Raw genomic sequence first — 17,489 nt, forward strand, 5'->3', positions numbered from 1 at the left:
TTGCGGCCTCTAGGGCGGTAGCTCAATTGGCAGAGCAGCGGTCTCCAAAACCGCAGGTTGCAGGTTCGATTCCTGTCCGCCCTGCGCGCCGGCGCATGCTGGCACACGGAAAGCAACTCAGGTGGGTTCGATGGTCCAGGATGAACCGAACGGCGAGCTCGTCGCCAAGCGCGACGTGCCGCGTGAGAAGAAGCCCGGCTTCTTCGCACGCATCGCCGTGTTCGTCCGCCAGGTCTTCGCGGAACTGCGCAAGGTCGTCACTCCGACCCGCTCGGAGCTGCTGAAGTTCACGGCGGTCGTCCTCGGCTTCGTCGTCGTCATGATGGCGTTCGTCTACGGACTGGACGTGCTCTTCGTGTGGGTGACCACGGCCGTGTTCGGCGTGCCGGGCGGATCCGTCCCCTGACCCGCGCCGTGAGCGCTTGCGGAGCGTCCGTGACGCCCGCCCCATCAACGGAAGAGATCACATTGTCTGAGAGATACCACGACGACGCCGACTGGGCGACGGCCGCAGAGCAGGCCAGCGAGGAAGACGAAGCCCAGGAGGGCGGGCAGCTCGCAGCCGAGGAGCGCTCCGTCGTGGCCGCCGAGCACCTGGCCATCCACGTCGTGGACGACGATGACGACGACGCCGACGACTCGCTGGGTGATGAGGACATCGACGTCGACGACCCCGAAGCCGATGCGGTCGTCAACGACGCCCTGACCATCGACGAGGCATCCGAAGTGGAGGCGGCCGCGGAGGTCCTGACCGATTCCCTCGCGGATGAAGAAGCCGAGCGAGAAGCCGAGGAGGCTGACGACGTGACCCCGTACGACGGACCCGACGTGAACGGCGAGCCCGACGAGCCGGTGCTGGACCGCGAGTTCGTGGAAGAGGTCGAGGCGGCCGAGGGCGTGGTGGACGAGGTCGAGGCCTCCGTCGACCCGGCGAATGCGGCGGAGGAGCCCGAGGGCTTCGACCCCACCGTCAACCCTGACGACACCGTCGACCCCGACACCGACGACACCGCGTCCGAGGACGACCAGACCGACGAGGACGAGGACCCGTACGAGGCGTTCCGCGCCGACCTGCGGATGCTGCCGGGCAAGTGGTACGTCATCCACTCCTACGCCGGTTTCGAGCGCAAGGTGAAGGCCAACATCGAGCAGCGCAAGTCGACGCTCGAGGTCGAGGATGACATCTACCAGGTCGAGGTCCCCATGGAGGACGTCGTCGAGATCAAGAACGGCCAGCGCAAGATGGTCACGCGCGTCCGGATCCCCGGATACGTCCTCGTGCGCATGGAGCTCAATGAAGACACCTGGTCGGTCGTGCGCCACACGCCGGGTGTCACCGGGTTCGTCGGCAACGCCCACAACCCCACGCCCCTGCGCTTCGAGGAGGCCTTCAACATGCTGAAGAGCCTCGTCGAGGTCAAGGAGGTCGCACCGGCCAAGTCCGGAACCGCCAAGGGCGGCCAGGCGGTGGCCCGCAGCATCCCCGCCGAGGTCGATTTCGAGATCGGCGAGACGATCACGATCAAGGAGGGCTCGTTCGCGGGCCTGCCCGGGACGATCAGCGAGATCAAGCCCGAGAGCGGCAAGCTCACGGTGCTGGTGTCGCTGTTCGAGCGCGAGACCCCCGTCGAGCTCAGCTTCGACCAGGTCACCAAGCTCTGACCCTGTCGCGACGACGCCCCGCTGGCTCCGGCCGGCGGGGCGTTTCGCGTCATCGGTGCTGCGCGGCCCAGTGCGGGCTCTGGATGAGCCCGAGCAGATTCCCGAACGGGTCGGCGACCGACGCCGACCACCAGCCCTCCCCGCGTGGGGTGACGGGGTCGACCTCCGTCGCGCCGACGGCCATGAGGCGCTCGAGTGCCGCGCGGATGTCGTCCACGTGGATGCTCACCAGTGCCCCGCCCGGGCTCGGCAGCACGGCCCGGTAGGCGCTGGACATGAGGGCGAGTTCGTCCTCGTCGTCGCCGAACCGCCACTCGGCGTACTGCACGGGTCCGGTCTCGGGCCGCACGAAGTACGGCGGAGCGTCCAGGACCTGGGAGTACCAGGCGACGGCGGCGTCCATATCGGAGGCCACGAGGTTGAGGTTCGCCAGTCCGCGGAACATGTCGTTCTCCTTCTTTCGAGGTGGATGATCCCACTCTTCCCGGCAAAGTGATCAGCTATCGATCACTTTGTCTGGAATCCTCGAGTCATGCGCGCCGACCGGCTCATCCAGGCACTCCTCCTGCTGCAGGGGCGGGAGAGCGTCACCGCCGCCGAGCTGGCCGAAGAGCTGGAGGTGTCGGTGCCGACCGCCCGCCGTGACCTGCATGCGCTGCTGGATGCGGGGGTGCCGATCTATCCGCGCGTCGGCCGCGGCGGAGGCTGGCAGCTCGTCGGCGGGGCGCGCACGGATCTCACCGGGCTGACGGGCCCCGAGGCGTTCGCGCTCATGCTGCGCCTGACCCGCGTCGGCGCCGAATCGGAGGCGGCCGTGCGCGCGGAGAGGAAGATGCTTCAGGCTCTTCCGCGATCGTTCCGGGATGCCGCCGAGCGCGTCGTCGCCGCGACCGTGCACGAAGGGCCGTGGGGGCGCGATGAGCCGGTTCCGGCGGCCCCGCCGTACGCGCAGCTGCTGCAGGACGCGATCGCCGCGGGTGCCGCGGTCGCCCTCCGCTATCGCGACCGCCCCGCCGCGGTCGCGCTGATCCCCCTGGTGGTGGGCCGCCGCGGCGACCTCTGGTACGGGATGGCTGCGCCGCCGCGCGAGGGGACCGACGTGGCCGACGTGTCCCGGATGCGGACGTACCGCATCGACCGCATCGGTGAGCTGCGCGTGCTGAGCCGGCCCGGCCGCGCGCCCGACGACTTCTCGCCCGAGCAGGCGTGGCGAGACATGGTGGCCATCGTCGACGCCCGCCGCGGGGCGGTCGCGGCGACCGTGACGGTCGCGCCCGAGGTCGTCACGGCGTTCTGCCGGTGGTTCGGGGAATACGCCGTCGCCGGTGGCGGCGAGGCCGGGGGACGCGTGCACGTGGAGGTGCGGGCGCAGAGCGCGCGGGCGCTCGCGGAGCAGCTCGCCGGCTGGAGCGCGGAGGTCGAGGTCATCGAGCCCGAGGTGGTGCGCCGTGAGCTGGCGGCGATCGGCGCGCGGCTCGTCACGACCTACGGTGAACGGTCGGACTCCACGCCATGACGGCTCGCCGCGGTCTCCGTCACCGCGGCATGCTCATGCGGGCGTCGTGCCCAGGGCCGTGTAGGCGGTGGGGCGCTCGCCTCCGGCCAGCCGTGCGGGCGGCTCGCCGGCGTAGCGCAGCATCTCGCGCGTGAGGTGGCTCTGGTCGGCGTAGCCGTGACGGACCGCCAGATCCGGCAGGGGAACTCGTCCCAGCTCCGCGGCGGCGCGCTCGAATCGGATGACACCGGCGGCGGCCTTGGGACCGACCCCCACCCGGCGCGCGAAGCGGGTGGTCACGTGGCGGTGGCTCCACCCCGTGCGGGCGACCAGGTCGCCGATGCGGGCCCGGCCGCCGGAGCGGCGGAGGCGGTCCCACATCCAGTCGACGAGGGGATCGGGTTCGTCCGACTCCGCCAGCGCCGAGAGGAGCTCGCCCTCGACGAGTGCGATGCGCTCCGCCCAGCTCGACGCGCTGTCGAGCCGGTCGGGGAGCGAGCCGCCGAGGAACGGGGCGACGTCGTCGACCGCGACGACCCGCCGTGCCAGGTCGGAGCCGGGGACGCCGAGGAGCCGGGAGGCGCCCTCGGGGGTCAGATACACCTGCACGCACCGCTGGGTCCCGACGTATCGCGTCGCGGCGTGGCCGGTCATGAACCCTGCCACGAAGGACGAGTACGTGCCGGTCCCCGCTCCGTCCGAGAGCGCAGTGACCTCGAGCGGGTCGCCGAAGGAGAGCACGAGCGGCAGCAGCGCTCCGGCCGGCTGTCGTCGCTCCAGCGGGCCGGACGCGCGCTCCTGGAAACCGACGATCCCTGCGACCAGGCCCCGCAGGTGCGGGTGCGGGCGGTGGCGGGCCACCCGTGTGCGCGAGGTGGCTGCGGGTCGATTTCCTTCAAGCTCCGGCGGGGTCGCGGCGGGCATGATCGGAGCCTAACGAGAGGAGAGACGGATGGTAAGCAGGCTGGTGGCAGTGGAGTTCGTGAGCGCAGACGGGGTCATGCAGGGCCTCGGGTCACCGGACGAGGATCGTGAGGGCGGCTTCGCGCACGGCGGCTGGGGGCAGCGGTACGGCGATGTGCTGCACGAGGTTCTGGATCCCGATGGCCTCGCATCGACGTCGGCGTACCTGTTCGGGCGGAAGACCTACGACAAGCTCGCCGCCTTCTGGCCGTCCCAGCCCGCCGCGAACCCGATGGCGGCGAGTCTGAACGCGACGCCCAAGTACGTCGCGACCCGCACGCGGCCCGACCTCACGTGGAGCGGCTCGGCGCCGTTGGAGGGCGACCTCGTCGACGCGGTGCAGGGGGTGAAGACGCGGACGGACGGCGACACCGTGATCTTGGGCAGCGGCGACCTCGTCCGGCAGTTGCTGGCTGCCGGACTCATCGACGAGCTGCGCCTGTTCGTGCACCCGCTTCTGCTGGGCGAGGGCAAGCGCCTCTTCGGCGCGCTGCCGGCGCCGCGCGAACTCGGGCTGCGGAACGTGGCGGCGACGAGCAAGGGCACCCTCGCGATCACGTACACCCTCGGCCCGCAGGCGTAGGGGCGAGCGTCACACGGGGAGCCGGCGGAACAGGCCGGGGTAGTCGACCACGAACCCGTCGTCGTCGACCGTGATCTCCCGCCGGAAGTCGCTGTCGCGGGATTCGTAGAGGTAGCGCCGCTCGTCCATGCGGGTGTACCGCTGAGGGTCGGCGGTGACGGTCAGATCCGCCCCGACGAAGGCGGTGACGATGTCGGCGGACGAGCCGACGGCGAGGGCGAGTCGCCGGATCGGCAGCGTGTTGGTGAACGGCGAGAAGGACAGGTCGATGTCGATCGCCTCGGACAGGTCGGCACGCGGATGCCCGTTGCACAGCCACGAGCCGTCGGCCGTCCGTTCCAGGAGCAGCTGCATCCCGCCGTCGCGGCGAGCCTCGAGCGTGCGGAACATCCACTCCTCGTCCAGTGCGACGTCATACGAGTAGGAATGATCGGCGGTGCGCACCTCGGATGCGGCGAACAGGCCCTCCGCGTCGGAGACGAATGCGAGGCGCTCCGTGCTGGGGTCCAGCACCCCCTGCCACATGATGCGCATGCGCCTCCTCCCTGTCGTGACTGTACGGCTCGGGCGGCCGCATTCCCACCGGTGCGAACCGCGACTATACTTGTGTGGTTGCCCGTCACCGGGACGACACCCCCCACCACTGCCAGGATTCGCCTGGTTCGTGGCAGCGCGCCGCTCCCGGCGCACGACAGTGAGGAAGCACATGGCACCGAAGAAGAAGGTGACCGGCCTGATCAAGCTCCAGATCAACGCCGGTGCCGCCAACCCGGCGCCGCCGATCGGCCCCGCGCTCGGTCAGCATGGCGTCAACATCATGGAGTTCTGCAAGGCGTACAACGCCGCGACGGAGTCGCAGCGCGGCAACGTCATCCCCGTGGAGATCACCGTCTACGAGGACCGCAGCTTCACGTTCATCCTGAAGACCCCGCCGGCAGCAGAGCTGATCAAGAAGGCCGCCGGTGTGGCCAAGGGCTCGCAGACCCCGCACACGACCAAGGTGGGCAAGCTCACCAAGGACCAGGTGCGTCAGATCGCTGAGACCAAGCAGCCCGACCTGAACGCGAACGATCTCGAGGCCGCCTCGAAGATCATCGCCGGCACCGCCCGCTCCATGGGCATCACGGTCGAGGACTGAGGGGATAACGAACATGGCTACCAAGTCCAAGGCGTTCCGCGCCGCCGCTGAGAAGATCGCGGCTGACAAGTTCTACACTCCGGCCGAGGCTGTCGCCCTGGCCAAGGAGACCGGCTCGAAGAAGTTCGACTCGACCGTCGAGGTCGCGCTGAAGCTCTCCGTCGACCCGCGCAAGGCCGACCAGATGGTGCGCGGCACCGTCATGCTGCCGCACGGCACGGGCAAGACCGCCCGCGTCATCGTGTTCGCCAACGGCCCCGCGGCCGAGGCTGCGATCGCGGCCGGTGCCGACGAGGTCGGCGGGTCCGAGCTCATCGAGCGCGTCGCCGGCGGCTGGACCGACTTCGACGCGGCCGTCGCCACGCCCGAGCTCATGGGCCAGGTCGGTCGGCTGGGTAAGGTGCTGGGCCCCCGTGGCCTGATGCCCAACCCGAAGACCGGTACCGTCACGCCCAACCCGGCCAAGGCCGTGGAGGAGATCAAGGGCGGAAAGATCGAGTTCCGCGTCGACAAGCACGCCAACGTGCACTTCATCGTCGGCAAGGCGTCGTTCTCGGCCGAGCAGCTGGATGAGAACCTCAACGCCGCTCTCGAGGAGATCGTGCGTCTGAAGCCGTCGAGCTCGAAGGGCCGTTACATCCAGAAGGGTTCGGTGTCGACCACGTTCGGCCCCGGCATCCCGCTGGATGTCAACGCCATCGCCTGATCCGCGTACAACGAAGGGGCCCCGCCGTGAGGTGGGGCCCCTTCGTCGATCCTGGCGGCCGTGCGCAGCAACGTGGCGTAACGTGCGGCCGCCGTCGTGCCGCGTCCGTGTTCTACTGAAATATCCCCCTCGACGCCGCTGCGTGCCCAGCGGCACCGACGACTCATGTCTGGAACCCTCATGCTCCGCTCCCGCCCGACCGTCCTCGCCCTCGCCCTCGGCGCCGTCCTCGTCCTCACCGCCTGCAGCGGGGGAGCGCAGCAGGCCGGAGCGTCGCCCGCGGAGGACGACTACGCCCTGGCCACCGCCGGAACCCTCACCGTCGCCACCGAGGGGACGTACCGGCCGTTCAGCTTCCACGACGCCTCGGGCGAGTTGGTCGGGTTCGACGTGGAGATCGCCGAAGCCGTCGCCGACAAGCTGGGGCTGGAGATCCGGTTCCAGGAGACCCAGTGGGACGCGATCTTCGCCGGCTTGGATGCGGGTCGCTTCGACGTCATCGCCAACCAGGTGTCGATCAACCCCGAGCGTGAGGAGAAGTACCTCTTCAGCGAGCCGTACACGGTCTCGCCCGGGGTCATCGTCGTCACAGAGGACGACGACTCGATCGCCGGCTTCGAGGACCTCGCCGGAAAGACCACCGCCCAGTCCCTCACGAGCAACTGGTACGAACTCGCCACCGACAGCGGCGCGAACGTCGAGCCCGTCGAGGGGTGGGCCCAGGCGGTGAGCCTCCTTCAGCAGGGGCGTGTGGACGCCACCATCAACGACAGCCTCACGTTCCTGGACTACGAGAACAGCGAGGGCCCGACGGGGCTGAAGATCGCCGCCGAGACGGACGATCCCGCGTACAACGCCTTCGCCTTCACCCAGGACAAGGACGCGCTGGTCGCGGCGGTGGATGAGGCCCTCGCCGAGCTGCGCGAAGAGGGCGTGCTCGCCGAGATCAGCGAGAAGTACTTCGGGGCCGACGTCACCCAGTAGAGACGTCACGCAGTAGAGGCGTCACGCAGCGCGTGGCGTCCTGCTGACGGGAAGGAGTGTCATGGAGGAGGCGTGGCCCCTCATCGTCGACTCGTTCTGGCCCCTCCTGCTAGCCGGGCTCACCGGGACGATCCCGCTGGCGCTGGCGTCCTTCGCGATCGGGCTGGTCCTCGCGCTCGGCGTCGCCCTGCTGCGCCTCGCCCGCAATCCCGTGCTGTCGGGCATCGCCCGCTTCTACATCTCGGTGATCCGGGGGACCCCGCTCCTGGTTCAGCTCTTCGTGATCTTCTACGGCCTGCCCTCGGTGGGCGTGCTGATCGACCCGTGGCCGGCGGCGGTCATCGCGTTCTCCCTCAACGTCGGCGGGTACGCCGCGGAGGTCATCCGCGCGGCGATCCTCTCGGTGCCGAAGGGTCAGTGGGAGGCCGCCCACACCGTGGGCCTGTCGCCGACGAAGACCCTCACCCGCATCGTGCTGCCGCAGGCGGCGCGCGTGTCCGTCCCGCCGCTGTCGAACACCTTCATCTCGCTGGTCAAAGACACTTCGCTGGCCTCGCTCATCCTGGTCACCGAGCTGTTCCGGCGCGCGGAGAACATCGCCGCGTTCACGTACGAGTTCATGATCATCTATCTCGAGGCGGCGTTCATCTACTGGGTGTTCTGCCTCGTGCTGGCCACGGGGCAGGGCGCGATCGAGAGGAGGCTCGACCGCTATGTCGCACGTTGAGCCCGCCGGCGGCGATCCGCTGGCCCCGCCCGCCGCCGCCGATGATCGGGTGCTCCTCACCGTCGGCGGACTGGAGAAGAACTTCGGGACGAACCGCGTCGTCGACGGCGTCGACTTCGAGGTGCGCCGCGGAGAAGTGGTCGTCCTCATCGGCCCGAGCGGCTCGGGGAAGACCACTGTGCTGCGCTGTCTCAACGGGCTGGAGATCGCCGACGCCGGCCGGGTAGCCTTCGACGGCGGCCCGGCGATCGACTTCGGCCGGCGCGTGTCCAAGGCCGACCGGCGCGCCCTGCGCGACCGCTCCGCGATGGTCTTTCAGCACCACAACCTGTTCCCGCACCGCACGGTGCTGCAGAACGTCGTCGAGGGTCCCGTGCACGCCCACGGCGTCGGGCGAGGCGAGGTGGTGGCCCGCGCCGAGGCGCTGCTGGCGCGCGTGGGCCTGGGTGAGAAGCGCAACGCCTACCCCTTCGAGCTGTCCGGCGGCCAGCAGCAGCGCCTGGGCATCGTGCGTGCGCTCGCGCTGCAACCCGACCTGCTGCTCTTCGACGAGCCGACCAGCGCCCTGGACCCCGAGCTCGTGGGGGAGGTGCTGGCGGTGCTCAAAGAGCTCGCCGAGGAGGGGTGGACGATGGTGATCGTCACGCACGAGCTCTCCTTCGCGCGGAAGGTGGCCGACGAGGTGCTGTTCTTCGACCGCGGCGCCATCGTGGAGCGCGGGACGCCCGGCGAGCTGTTCACCCGCCCGCAGCACGAACGCACGAGGCGGTTCGTCGACAGCATCCTGCGGCCCCTGGAGGACTGACCGGCTGCGGTCAGGCGGTGCTGTGCACCTCGAAAGAGGCGTCGCCCACCGGCGCGGTCTCGGTCGTCGTCACCTCGTCGACGCGCGATCCGGGCGGCCCCTGTCGCATCCAGCCCAGCATCTCCTCGACGGCGGCGGGCGCGCCCTCCACCTCGGCCTCCACCGTGCCGTCGCGACGGTTGCGCACCCAGCCGCGCACGCCCCGGGCGTCGGCCTCCAGGCGGGCGGTGTAGCGGTAGCCGACGCCCTGGACCTCGCCTCGGACGATCACGTGCACGCGCATCATCTCCCCATCGTGACGCACGCCGCCGCTCACGGCACCAGCACGAGGCTGACGGCGAGTGCGATCATGACGACCGCGATGAGAGCGTCGAGGATGCGCCAGGCCCGTGGCGTGGCGAGCCACCGGCTGAGGTAGCGTGCGCCGAAGGCGAGCCCGAAGAACCACAGGATGCTGCCCAGCATCGCGCCTGCGGCGAACACCCAGCGTGCCTCCCCATGACCGCTGGCCACGAGCCCCAGGAAGAACACGGTGTCCAGGTACACGTGCGGGTTCAGCCAGGTCAGGGCGAGGCACGTCAGCAGCACGGGCGCCAGGCGGCTGCGCACGGCGGTGCCGGCGCGGCCGGCCGACCCGGGAGCCGGCTCGGTTTCGGGGGAGGGCGCGAGCGCGTGACCGCTCGGGCGGATCGCCCGGCGCGCGGCGAGGAGTCCGTACCCCAGCAGGAACAGCGCGCCGGCCCACCGGATCACCTCCACGAGCCAGGGAAGCGCCGTGAGGGCCAGCCCCAGCCCGGAGACCCCCAGCGCGATGAGCGCCGCATCCGAGGCGGCGCACACGGCGGCGACGGCGAACACGTGCTCGCGGCGCAGCCCCTGCCGCAGCACGAAGAGGTTCTGCGCGCCGATGGCGATGATGAGGGTCAGACCGAGGCCGAGGCCCGCGAGGAAGGAGGGGAGCACACGTCGACGTTAGGCGGGTCGCGGAGGAGCGTCCAGTTCAGGATTCTTCCGAACCATTAGCCTGTCTTCATGTCCATCCCCATCGATCTGGCCCGCACGCTCGCGGTCATCCTCGATGAAGGCACCCTGGAGGCCGCCGCCCGGCGTCTGCACGTGACCCCCTCCGCCGTGAGTCAGCGAGTCCGGGCGCTGGAGGCCCGGCTGGGGCGCGTCGTGCTCGTGCGCACCAAGCCGGTCCGCGCCACGGAGGCGGGACAGGCCGTCGTCCGCCTCGCCCGCCAGCTCGACCTCCTCGAGCACGACGCCCTGGCCGGCATCGGCTCCGATGAGGCCGCGACCGCCGTCGTGCCCCTCGCCGTCAACGCCGACTCCCTGGCGACGTGGTTCCTGCCGCCGCTGGCCCGGGTGGCGGAGCGTCACCGGGTGGTCTTCCAGCTCCACCGCGACGATCAGGACTTCACGGCGGGCCTGCTGGAATCGGGGACGGTGATGGGGGCAATCACCTCCCGGGAGGCGCCGGTGGCCGGATGTCGCGTGCGCGCGGTCGGCGTGCTGCGGTACGAGGCGGTCGCCAGCGCCGGGTTCGCGCGGCGCTGGTTCCCGGACGGCGTCGACGGCGACGCCCTCGCGCAGGCTCCGGTGGTGGACTTCGACCGCCGTGACGACCTGCAGTCGCGCTGGCTCGCCGATCAGGCGCCGGCCGGTTCGCCTCCGCGTCATCTCGTCCCCGCCTCGCACGACTTCGCCACGGCGATCCGGCTGGGCCTGGGGTGGGGGCTGCTTCCGCCGTTCCAGTCGGAGGAGCACGTGCGCTCGGGCGAGCTCGTCCTCCTGGGCGGCGCGCCCGTGGACGTCCCCCTGTTCTGGCAGCAGTGGAACCTCACCTCCCCGCTCCTCGACGAGATCGCCGACGAGGTCGTGCAGGAGGGCGCGCGGGTGCTGGCCGCCGCGTGAGCGCCCGCTCGCCGGTCGGGCTCCGCCTGGTCAGCGGATGCCGACGTGGAAGCGCGACTCGTCGCTGCGGTGCAGGGCGTTGTAGCGCTCGAACGGCACTCCGTCGTCGTCCCACGCCAGCGACTCGATGGCCAGCACGGGCTGGCCGGGCTTGAGCTCCAGCAACCGGGCGTCCTCTTCCCCCGGTACGACGGCGCTGATCCAGCGGTCCGCCCCGCTGGGGTGGACGCCGAAGTGCCGGCGCAGATGCTCGTACAGGGACCGGTTCTCCAGGTTCGCCCTGCCCAGGGTCGGGAAGCGGTCATAGGGGAGAACCGTGTCCACGAGAAGCCAGGGCGTGCCGTCCACGCGGCGCAGGCGACGTAGGCGTACGACCTGGGAGCCGGAGGGGAGGCGGAGCGCCTGGGCGTCGTCGGGGCTGGCCGGGCCCACCTCGAAATCGAGGACGCGCGTGGTGACGTTGCGCCCGGTCGTGGACAGATCGTCGGAGGAACCCGCCATCGAGCCGATGAACTTCAGATCCGGCCGCTGGGGCGCCACGAAAGACCCGCGCGCACGCACCTTGTAGATGAGGCCGGCGCGCACCAGTTCGGCCAGGGCCTCCCGCACGACGGTCCGCGAGACGCTGTAGCGGTCGATGAGCTCGGATTCGGAGGGGAGCGCCTGATCGGCGCGGAGCAGCCCGGATTCGATCTCCTGACGCAGCACCCTGGCCAGTTGCTGCCACAGCGGCGCATCCGCCTCGCGGTCGAGGACGGGGTACGGCGCGGGTGTGGACATGGCGGCTCCTTCGGTCCGGCGCCAGTGCTCAGAGCGTATCGCGCGTGCTCGGCAGGCCGGAGTCGATTGACAGCGCCGCGACGCATGCCTATCTTAGTCATTACCAACTCATCATGACATGTTGGTCATAATAGGTCCCGAGCGGTGCCCGATCGCTCAGCGTTCGTCACTTCGCGACGAAGCGAACCAGGAGGCAATGACAATGAAGTTCCCCCACATCCGACGTGCCGGCGCCGCGGTCGCCGCGACCGTCGCGGCGACCCTGCTCCTCGCCGGCTGCGGCGGCACCGCCGACGCCGGAAACGGCACGGAGGGCGGCGAGCCCGAAGGGCTGAAGATCGCGCTGTCCAACGGCTTCGTCAACGGATGGCGCCTCACGCTCATCGACAAGTTCGAGACCGAGGCGGACAAGCTCAAGGCCGAAGGCGTCGTGTCGGACTACTCGGTGGTGAACGCCCCCGGCGAGAACAGCGCCACCGAACAGGCGTCGCAGATCCGCAGCCTCATGCTGCAGAACCCCGACGTCCTCATGGTCATCCCGGCGTCCTCCAGCGCGCTCAAGCCCGTCATCGAAGAGGCCTGCACCGCCGGCATCAACGTCATCATTCTCGACGCCGACATGGAGACCAGCTGCGGCACCGTGGTGCGCAACGAGTACGGCCAGTGGGGTGCGGACTCCCTGGAACCCGCCCTCGAGGCGATCGGCGGCAAGGGCGACATCGTCATCAACCGCGGCGTCGTGGGTTCTCAGCCCGAGGAGGCGTTCCACGCGCGTCAGCTGGAGATCCTCGCCGACTACCCGGATGTGAAGGTCGCCGCCGAGATCAACGGCTTCTGCGACTCGGCGACCGCGCAGAAGGAGATCGTCGGAATCCTCGGATCGCTCCCCGAGATCGCGGCGGTGCCCGGCTGCATCGGCGGCATGGGCATCGTGCAGGCGTTCGAGTCCGCCGGTCGTGAGGCACCCGTGGTCGTCTTCGACACCGACGGCAAGTCGCTGAAGTTCTGGCAGGACAGCGGCATCGACAACGGCTCCTTCGCCGCCCTCACCGACCCCGGCCAGGTCGTCGCCGCCATCTACGTCGCCCTCGCCAAGGAGCGCGGTGACGACGTGCCGGCCGAGGTCGTGCTGCCGCTGGTGAAGATCGCGCAGGAGGACCTCGACTACTGGGTGTCCGAGCTGGGCACCGACGAGTACGCCGCCATCGCGTGGGATGACGAGTCGATCGAGGCCGCCCTCGAGGCGCTCGAGAACGGCGAAGACGTGCAGGCACCGGCGCTGCAGAAGTGACCGACCGGCCGACCAGTTCGAAGGAGCACCCGATGGCATCCGTGACGCAGAGTCCCCCCTCTGCTTCGCCCGAGGCGACGCAGGTCGTGCTGACGGCGCAGGACGTGTCCAAGCGGTACGGCAGCACGACGGCCCTCGCCGGGATCGACGTCACCGTGCGGGCGGGCGAGATCCTCGGACTGGTCGGCCACAACGGCGCCGGCAAGAGCACCCTCATGCGCGTGCTGGCCGGGCGCGAGCAGCCCGATGCCGGCAGCGTGAGCTGGCGCGGCGGCGCGGCGTGGAACCAGTCCGCGGCCGCTCGCGCCGGCGTCCGCATGGTCTACCAGGAGCTGGCGCTGTGCCCTGACCTGACGGTCGCGGAGAACATCGCCCTCTCCGATCGCGGCGCCCGGGGCCTGGCGTGGCGGCGCACCGCCGAACGGCACGTCGCCGAGAAGCTCGATCACGTCTTCCCGGGGCACGGCATCGCGATCGTGCGCCGCACGAGCGATCTGACGATGGCGCAGCGGCAGATGGTCGAGATCGCCCGCGCTCTCTGCACGCCTGATCTCGCCATGCTCATCCTCGACGAGCCGACCGAGTCGCTCAGCGTCGACGCCACCGCCCAGTTGTATGCGCACCTGCGCGAGCTCGCCGCATCCGGTGTCGCCATGGTGCTCATCTCGCACCGGATGCAGGAGGTCCTGGCGAACGCGGACCGCATCGCCGTGATGAAGGACGGCCGGATCGTGGACACCGTCGCGGCACGTGCCACCTCCGAACAGGCTCTGCTGTCCACGATGGGCGGCGAAGTGCATGCCGACACGGCCACCGTCCGCCGGGTCAGTGCCACCGAGCGCGCCGACATCCGCCAGGGCGGAACGGTCGCGCGCATCACCGGGGAGGGCGTGCCCTTCGTCGTGCAGCCGGGCGAGATCGTCGGCCTGGCCGGGCTCGCCGGCCATGGACAGGACGTGCTCCTGCGGCGGCTGTGGACCAGCGCGCGGGGGGTCACCGTCGCCAAGCGCCGCGCCTACGTGCCCGGCGACCGTCAGACCAGCGGCATCTTCCCGCTGTGGAGCGTCGCGGAGAACCTCACCGTCTCGGCCTCCCGGCAGCTCTCCTCCGGCGGCGTCATCCGCTCGGGCCGCAAGCGCGCGCTCGCGGACGAATGGGTGCAGCGCCTGAGCGTCAAGGGCGGCGCCCGCGCGCCGATCACCTCGCTCTCGGGCGGCAACCAGCAGAAGGTGCTCGTCGCCCGCGCCTTCGCCACGGACGCGGCCCTGGTGCTGCTGGACGACCCCTTCCGAGGCGTGGACGTCGCCACCAAGAACGAGCTCTACGCCCTCATGCGCGTGGAAGCCTCCCGGGGCCGCTCGATCGTCTGGTACTCGACGGAGAACAGCGAGATGGCGCACTGCGACCGCGTCTACGTGTTCCGCTCCGGCCGCATCGTGAGCCAGCTCGCCGACGACGACATCACGGAAGACCGCATCATCGCCGACTCGTTCGGCGGCGACGACCGCACGCAGGAGGACGCTCGATGAGCACCGCCACCGTCTCGTTCCCCTCCACGGGTCAGCGCCTGCGCGCCGGCGCCGTGAACGGATCGCCCGCTCTGCTCGCGCTCGTGGCACTGGTGGCGATCTTCGCGATCACCGCGACGCTGCAGCCGGGCATCCTGAGCGTTCCCGGTCTGACGCTCATGCTCATGTCGTCGGTGCCCCTCGTGCTCGCCGCGCAGGCGCAGATGATCATCATGAGCGTCGGCGACATCGACCTCGGGATCGGGTTCCTGGTGGGTCTGGTCACCGTCATCGCCGCGACGCTCTTCGTGGACGCGCCGCTGCTCGCGCTCGCCTCGATCGTCGGGATCGTCGTCGCCTACGCCGTCATCGCGTACGTCGTGCAGCAGCGCGGTGTGCCCTCCATCATCATCACGCTCGGCATGTCGTTCGTGTGGCTGGGCATCGGCCTGCAGATCCGCCCGACGCCGGGAGGCGAGACGCCCGCGTGGCTGTCGGTCATCTCGACGTGGCGACCCACGTGGTTCCCGGCCCCCGTGATCTTCATCATCGCCGCGACGCTGATCGGCTGGTACGTCACGCGTCGTGCGCGCATCGGCACGCGCATGCGTGCGCTCGGCTCACAGGCCCCGACGCTCGAGAAGGCAGGCGTATCGCTCGCCGCCACCCGCATCGCCGCGTACGTGATCGCCGCGATCCTCATGATCCTCGCCGGCCTCATGCTCGCCTCCCAGACCTGGTCGGGTGACATCAACGCGGCCAGCGAGTACACGCTCATGACGATCGCCGCCGTGATCCTCGGCGGCGGCACCTTCGCCGGAGGTCGTGCAATGCCGATCGGCACCACGCTCGGGGCGGTCACCCTCGGGCTCATCACCGTCCTGCTGAGCCTCATCAACCTGCCCTCCAGCCTGCAGTCGGCCGCACAGGGACTCATCGTCATCGCTGTGCTGGCCGGCCGCATCATCACCGAGAGGTTCGTCCGATGAGCGCCATCGACAACGCCGTACCGACCGAGCGCCGCCGCCTCACGTGGCCCGCGTGGGGGTGGTCCCTCATCGGCGTGCTCGCGGTGTGGGCCGTCATCGTCGCGGTGCGCCCCGGCGCGCCGCTCGACCCGCTGACCCAGGCGCTCTCGCTGGCGCCGTTCCTCGTGCTGGTCGCACTGGGGCAGATGCTCGTCATCACCCTCGGCCCCGGCAACATCGATGTGTCCGTCGGCACGATCGTCTCGATGACCTCGTACGTCTCGGTGGCCGTGGGAGCGACGGCGGGACCGGTCGTGGGCCTCGCCGCCGCCGCGGGCGCCGGAGTCGCCGCGGGCGCCGTCAGCGTCGCAGCCATCCTGCTGCTGCGGGTCCCCCCGATCATCGCCACCCTCGCAACGAGTCTGGTCGTCACCAGCGCGACACTGCTGCTCGCCGATGCCGCACGGGGCGGTGCGGATCCGGCGCTGCGCTCGTTCGTCAATGCCAAGGTGCTCGGCATCCCCCTCATCGCCCTCCTCGTCGTGCTGGTCACCGTGGTCATCTGGTTCCTGCTGCGCCACACCCGGCTCGGGCTGTCGATCATCGCGGTGGGCCAGAGCGAGCGTGCCGCCGAGCGGGCGGGGCTCAAGGTCGTCGCCGTCACCGCGACCGCCTACCTCGTCAGCGCCGGTTTCGCCGGGCTGGTGGGCGGCCTGCTGGCCGCGTTCATCTCGCCCAGCACGCAGCTGGGTACGTCCTACATGCTCGATTCGATCGCGGTCGTCGTGATCGGCGGCACCCTCATCTCCGGCGGACGCCCGGTCGCGACCGGTGCCTGGACCGGTGCCCTCTTCTTCGTGCTGCTGTCGGGGCTGCTGAACCTCGTCGGCTGGTCCGTCGGCGCCCAGAACGTGCTGAAGGGCGTCCTGGTCGTCCTGGTCGTCATCGTCGCCTCCGCCGCCACCGGCACCGGTCGCACCAGCATCCGGCGGCTGCGTGCCTCCCTGACCCCGGGCGCGCCGCAGGCAGCGTCCACCACCACAACACAGAAGGAGCCCATCCATGGCTGACCTCGACGACCTCCGCGACGGCACGGACTTCTCCGCCGCCCGCACGGCCCCCGGCGCTTTCCACCTGAAGGGCCAGTCCGGCCAGGACTGGGGCCTGCGCGCGCGTCTGTCGCGCGTGTTCGACCCGAGCGATGGCAAGACCGTCATGCTCGCGTTCGATCACGGCTACTTCCAGGGCCCCACCTCCGGGCTGGAGAACCTCGAGCGCTCCATCCTGCCGCTGGTCCCGCAGGCCGATGCCCTCATGTGCACGCGCGGAGCTCTCCGCACCACGATCCCCGCCGACAACGGCAAGGGCATCGTCCTGCGCGCCTCGGGGGGACCGAGCGTCCTGAAGGAGCTGTCCGACGAAGAGCTCGCGGTCTCCATCGATGACGCCGTGCGCCTGGACGCCGCCGCTCTGGCGGTGCAGGTGTTCGTCGGCGGTGAGAACGAGACCAAGTCGATCAAGAACCTCACCACGCTCGTCGACCAGGGTCAGGCGACGGGGATCCCGGTGCTCGCGGTCACCGCCGTCGGTCGCGACATGGTGCGCGACGCGCGGTACTTCCGTCTCGCCACCCGCATCAGCGCCGAGCTGGGCGCCGCCTTCGTGAAGACGTACTACGTCGAGGAGGGCTTCGAGACCATCACGAGCGCGTGCCCCGTGCCGATCGTGATCGCCGGCGGCAAGAAGGTCGAGGAGCAGGAGGCCCTGCGCGTGGCGTACCAGGCCATGCAGGAGGGCGCCGCGGGCGTCGACATGGGCCGGAACGTGTTCCAGTCCGAGCACCCGGCCGCCATGCTCGCCGCCGTCCGCGGTGTCGTCCACGACGGCCTGAACCCGGCCGACGCGTTCGAGCTCTTCCAGTCCCTCTCCCACTGACACCGGCGTGGGGGGGGCCCCCCCCCG

At 70.4% G+C, this 17,489-nt stretch carries 21 protein-coding genes and 1 tRNA gene; 16 read left to right on the plus strand and 6 right to left on the minus strand.

The window, feature by feature from the left end; genetic code table 11:
• Window positions 1–11 precede the first annotated feature (11 nt).
• The 3 genes from E4V99_RS10520 (at window position 12) to nusG (ending at window position 1,662) form a co-directional block, all read left to right on the plus strand.
• Window positions 12–84 (plus strand) — tRNA-Trp (locus tag E4V99_RS10520).
• 46 nt (window positions 85–130) lie between these two features.
• A complete protein-coding gene (gene secE, locus E4V99_RS10525) occupies window positions 131–406 on the plus strand; it encodes a preprotein translocase subunit SecE (RefSeq protein WP_135068527.1) in 276 nt (91 codons plus the stop codon).
• Between the two features lie 62 nt (window positions 407–468).
• Window positions 469–1,662: a transcription termination/antitermination protein NusG gene (gene nusG / locus E4V99_RS10530; RefSeq protein WP_135117172.1), complete on the plus strand. Its 1,194-nt coding sequence runs from the start codon at window positions 469–471 to the stop codon at window positions 1,660–1,662.
• Between the two features lie 49 nt (window positions 1,663–1,711).
• Here the strand turns inward: nusG and E4V99_RS10535 are convergent, their stop codons facing one another.
• Complete coding sequence (locus tag E4V99_RS10535) at window positions 1,712–2,107, minus strand: VOC family protein (protein WP_135068523.1); 396 nt, start codon at window positions 2,105–2,107, stop codon at window positions 1,712–1,714.
• Between the two features lie 87 nt (window positions 2,108–2,194).
• Here E4V99_RS10535 and E4V99_RS10540 point away from each other — a divergent pair, with 87 nt between their 5' ends.
• Window positions 2,195–3,178, plus strand: coding sequence for a WYL domain-containing protein (locus E4V99_RS10540; protein ID WP_135117173.1), 984 nt, complete (start codon window positions 2,195–2,197; stop codon window positions 3,176–3,178).
• A 33-nt stretch (window positions 3,179–3,211) separates the two neighbouring features.
• Here E4V99_RS10540 and E4V99_RS10545 read toward each other — a convergent pair whose 3' ends face one another.
• Window positions 3,212–4,081 carry an AraC family transcriptional regulator gene (locus E4V99_RS10545; RefSeq protein ID WP_135068519.1) on the minus strand — a complete coding sequence of 290 codons (870 nt, stop codon included), beginning with the start codon at window positions 4,079–4,081 and terminating at the stop codon, window positions 3,212–3,214.
• Window positions 4,082–4,109: 28 nt separating this feature from the next.
• Here E4V99_RS10545 and E4V99_RS10550 point away from each other — a divergent pair, with 28 nt between their 5' ends.
• The gene (locus E4V99_RS10550; protein WP_135068517.1) at window positions 4,110–4,703 is read left to right on the plus strand and encodes a dihydrofolate reductase family protein; all 594 of its coding nucleotides are present in this window, start codon (window positions 4,110–4,112) and stop codon (window positions 4,701–4,703) included.
• Between the two features lie 9 nt (window positions 4,704–4,712).
• On the opposite strand, the gene E4V99_RS10555 is transcribed toward E4V99_RS10550, so the two are convergent.
• Window positions 4,713–5,237 carry a putative glycolipid-binding domain-containing protein gene (locus E4V99_RS10555; protein WP_135117174.1) on the minus strand — a complete coding sequence of 175 codons (525 nt, stop codon included), beginning with the start codon at window positions 5,235–5,237 and terminating at the stop codon, window positions 4,713–4,715.
• 172 nt (window positions 5,238–5,409) lie between these two features.
• Between E4V99_RS10555 and rplK the strand changes: the two genes are divergently transcribed.
• The 5 genes from rplK (at window position 5,410) to E4V99_RS10580 (ending at window position 9,063) form a co-directional block, all read left to right on the plus strand.
• On the plus strand, window positions 5,410–5,841 hold the full coding sequence (gene rplK, locus E4V99_RS10560) for a 50S ribosomal protein L11 (protein ID WP_135068513.1): 432 nt from the start codon (window positions 5,410–5,412) through the stop codon (window positions 5,839–5,841).
• A 13-nt stretch (window positions 5,842–5,854) separates the two neighbouring features.
• Window positions 5,855–6,547 carry a 50S ribosomal protein L1 gene (gene rplA, locus E4V99_RS10565; RefSeq protein ID WP_135068511.1) on the plus strand — a complete coding sequence of 231 codons (693 nt, stop codon included), beginning with the start codon at window positions 5,855–5,857 and terminating at the stop codon, window positions 6,545–6,547.
• A gap of 180 nt (window positions 6,548–6,727) precedes the next feature.
• On the plus strand, window positions 6,728–7,531 hold the full coding sequence (locus E4V99_RS10570; protein ID WP_135071396.1) for an amino acid ABC transporter substrate-binding protein: 804 nt from the start codon (window positions 6,728–6,730) through the stop codon (window positions 7,529–7,531).
• 61 nt (window positions 7,532–7,592) lie between these two features.
• Entirely contained in the window at window positions 7,593–8,258 is a 666-nt protein-coding gene (locus tag E4V99_RS10575) for an amino acid ABC transporter permease (RefSeq protein ID WP_135068509.1), read from the plus strand.
• Entirely contained in the window at window positions 8,245–9,063 is an 819-nt protein-coding gene (locus tag E4V99_RS10580; RefSeq protein WP_135117175.1) for an amino acid ABC transporter ATP-binding protein, read from the plus strand. The genes E4V99_RS10575 and E4V99_RS10580 overlap by 14 nt, the downstream gene beginning before the upstream one ends.
• A 10-nt stretch (window positions 9,064–9,073) precedes the next feature.
• Here E4V99_RS10580 and E4V99_RS10585 read toward each other — a convergent pair whose 3' ends face one another.
• Together E4V99_RS10585 and E4V99_RS10590 are read right to left on the minus strand one after the other, a co-directional pair.
• Window positions 9,074–9,349, minus strand: coding sequence for an acylphosphatase (locus E4V99_RS10585; protein WP_135068505.1), 276 nt, complete (start codon window positions 9,347–9,349; stop codon window positions 9,074–9,076).
• Window positions 9,350–9,375: 26 nt separating this feature from the next.
• The gene (locus E4V99_RS10590; protein WP_135117176.1) at window positions 9,376–10,026 is read right to left on the minus strand and encodes a LysE/ArgO family amino acid transporter; all 651 of its coding nucleotides are present in this window, start codon (window positions 10,024–10,026) and stop codon (window positions 9,376–9,378) included.
• A 69-nt stretch (window positions 10,027–10,095) separates the two neighbouring features.
• On the opposite strand from E4V99_RS10590, the gene E4V99_RS10595 reads away from it, so the two are divergent.
• A complete protein-coding gene (locus tag E4V99_RS10595; protein ID WP_135117177.1) occupies window positions 10,096–10,980 on the plus strand; it encodes a LysR family transcriptional regulator ArgP in 885 nt (294 codons plus the stop codon).
• Between the two features lie 30 nt (window positions 10,981–11,010).
• Here the strand turns inward: E4V99_RS10595 and E4V99_RS10600 are convergent, their stop codons facing one another.
• Entirely contained in the window at window positions 11,011–11,760 is a 750-nt protein-coding gene (locus E4V99_RS10600) for a GntR family transcriptional regulator (protein WP_135117178.1), read from the minus strand.
• A gap of 202 nt (window positions 11,761–11,962) precedes the next feature.
• Here E4V99_RS10600 and E4V99_RS10605 point away from each other — a divergent pair, with 202 nt between their 5' ends.
• From E4V99_RS10605 to lsrF, 5 genes are read left to right on the plus strand one after another with little or no spacing between them, the layout of a single operon-like run.
• Window positions 11,963–13,051 (plus strand): substrate-binding domain-containing protein, encoded by a 1,089-nt coding sequence (locus E4V99_RS10605; protein ID WP_167747798.1) that lies wholly within the window; start codon window positions 11,963–11,965, stop codon window positions 13,049–13,051.
• Between the two features lie 32 nt (window positions 13,052–13,083).
• Window positions 13,084–14,580 carry a sugar ABC transporter ATP-binding protein gene (locus tag E4V99_RS10610; RefSeq protein ID WP_135117180.1) on the plus strand — a complete coding sequence of 499 codons (1,497 nt, stop codon included), beginning with the start codon at window positions 13,084–13,086 and terminating at the stop codon, window positions 14,578–14,580.
• Window positions 14,577–15,548 (plus strand): ABC transporter permease, encoded by a 972-nt coding sequence (locus E4V99_RS10615; RefSeq protein ID WP_135117181.1) that lies wholly within the window; start codon window positions 14,577–14,579, stop codon window positions 15,546–15,548. Before E4V99_RS10610 ends, E4V99_RS10615 begins: the two co-directional genes overlap by 4 nt.
• Complete coding sequence (locus tag E4V99_RS10620; RefSeq protein WP_135068491.1) at window positions 15,545–16,597, plus strand: ABC transporter permease; 1,053 nt, start codon at window positions 15,545–15,547, stop codon at window positions 16,595–16,597. Before E4V99_RS10615 ends, E4V99_RS10620 begins: the two co-directional genes overlap by 4 nt.
• On the plus strand, window positions 16,590–17,462 hold the full coding sequence (gene lsrF / locus E4V99_RS10625; protein WP_135068489.1) for a 3-hydroxy-5-phosphonooxypentane-2,4-dione thiolase: 873 nt from the start codon (window positions 16,590–16,592) through the stop codon (window positions 17,460–17,462). The genes E4V99_RS10620 and lsrF overlap by 8 nt, the downstream gene beginning before the upstream one ends.
• The last annotated feature ends 27 nt before the right edge of the window (window positions 17,463–17,489 follow it).

This window comes from Microbacterium sp. dk485, from assembly GCF_004570445.1.
Classification (GTDB): domain Bacteria; phylum Actinomycetota; class Actinomycetes; order Actinomycetales; family Microbacteriaceae; genus Microbacterium; species Microbacterium wangchenii.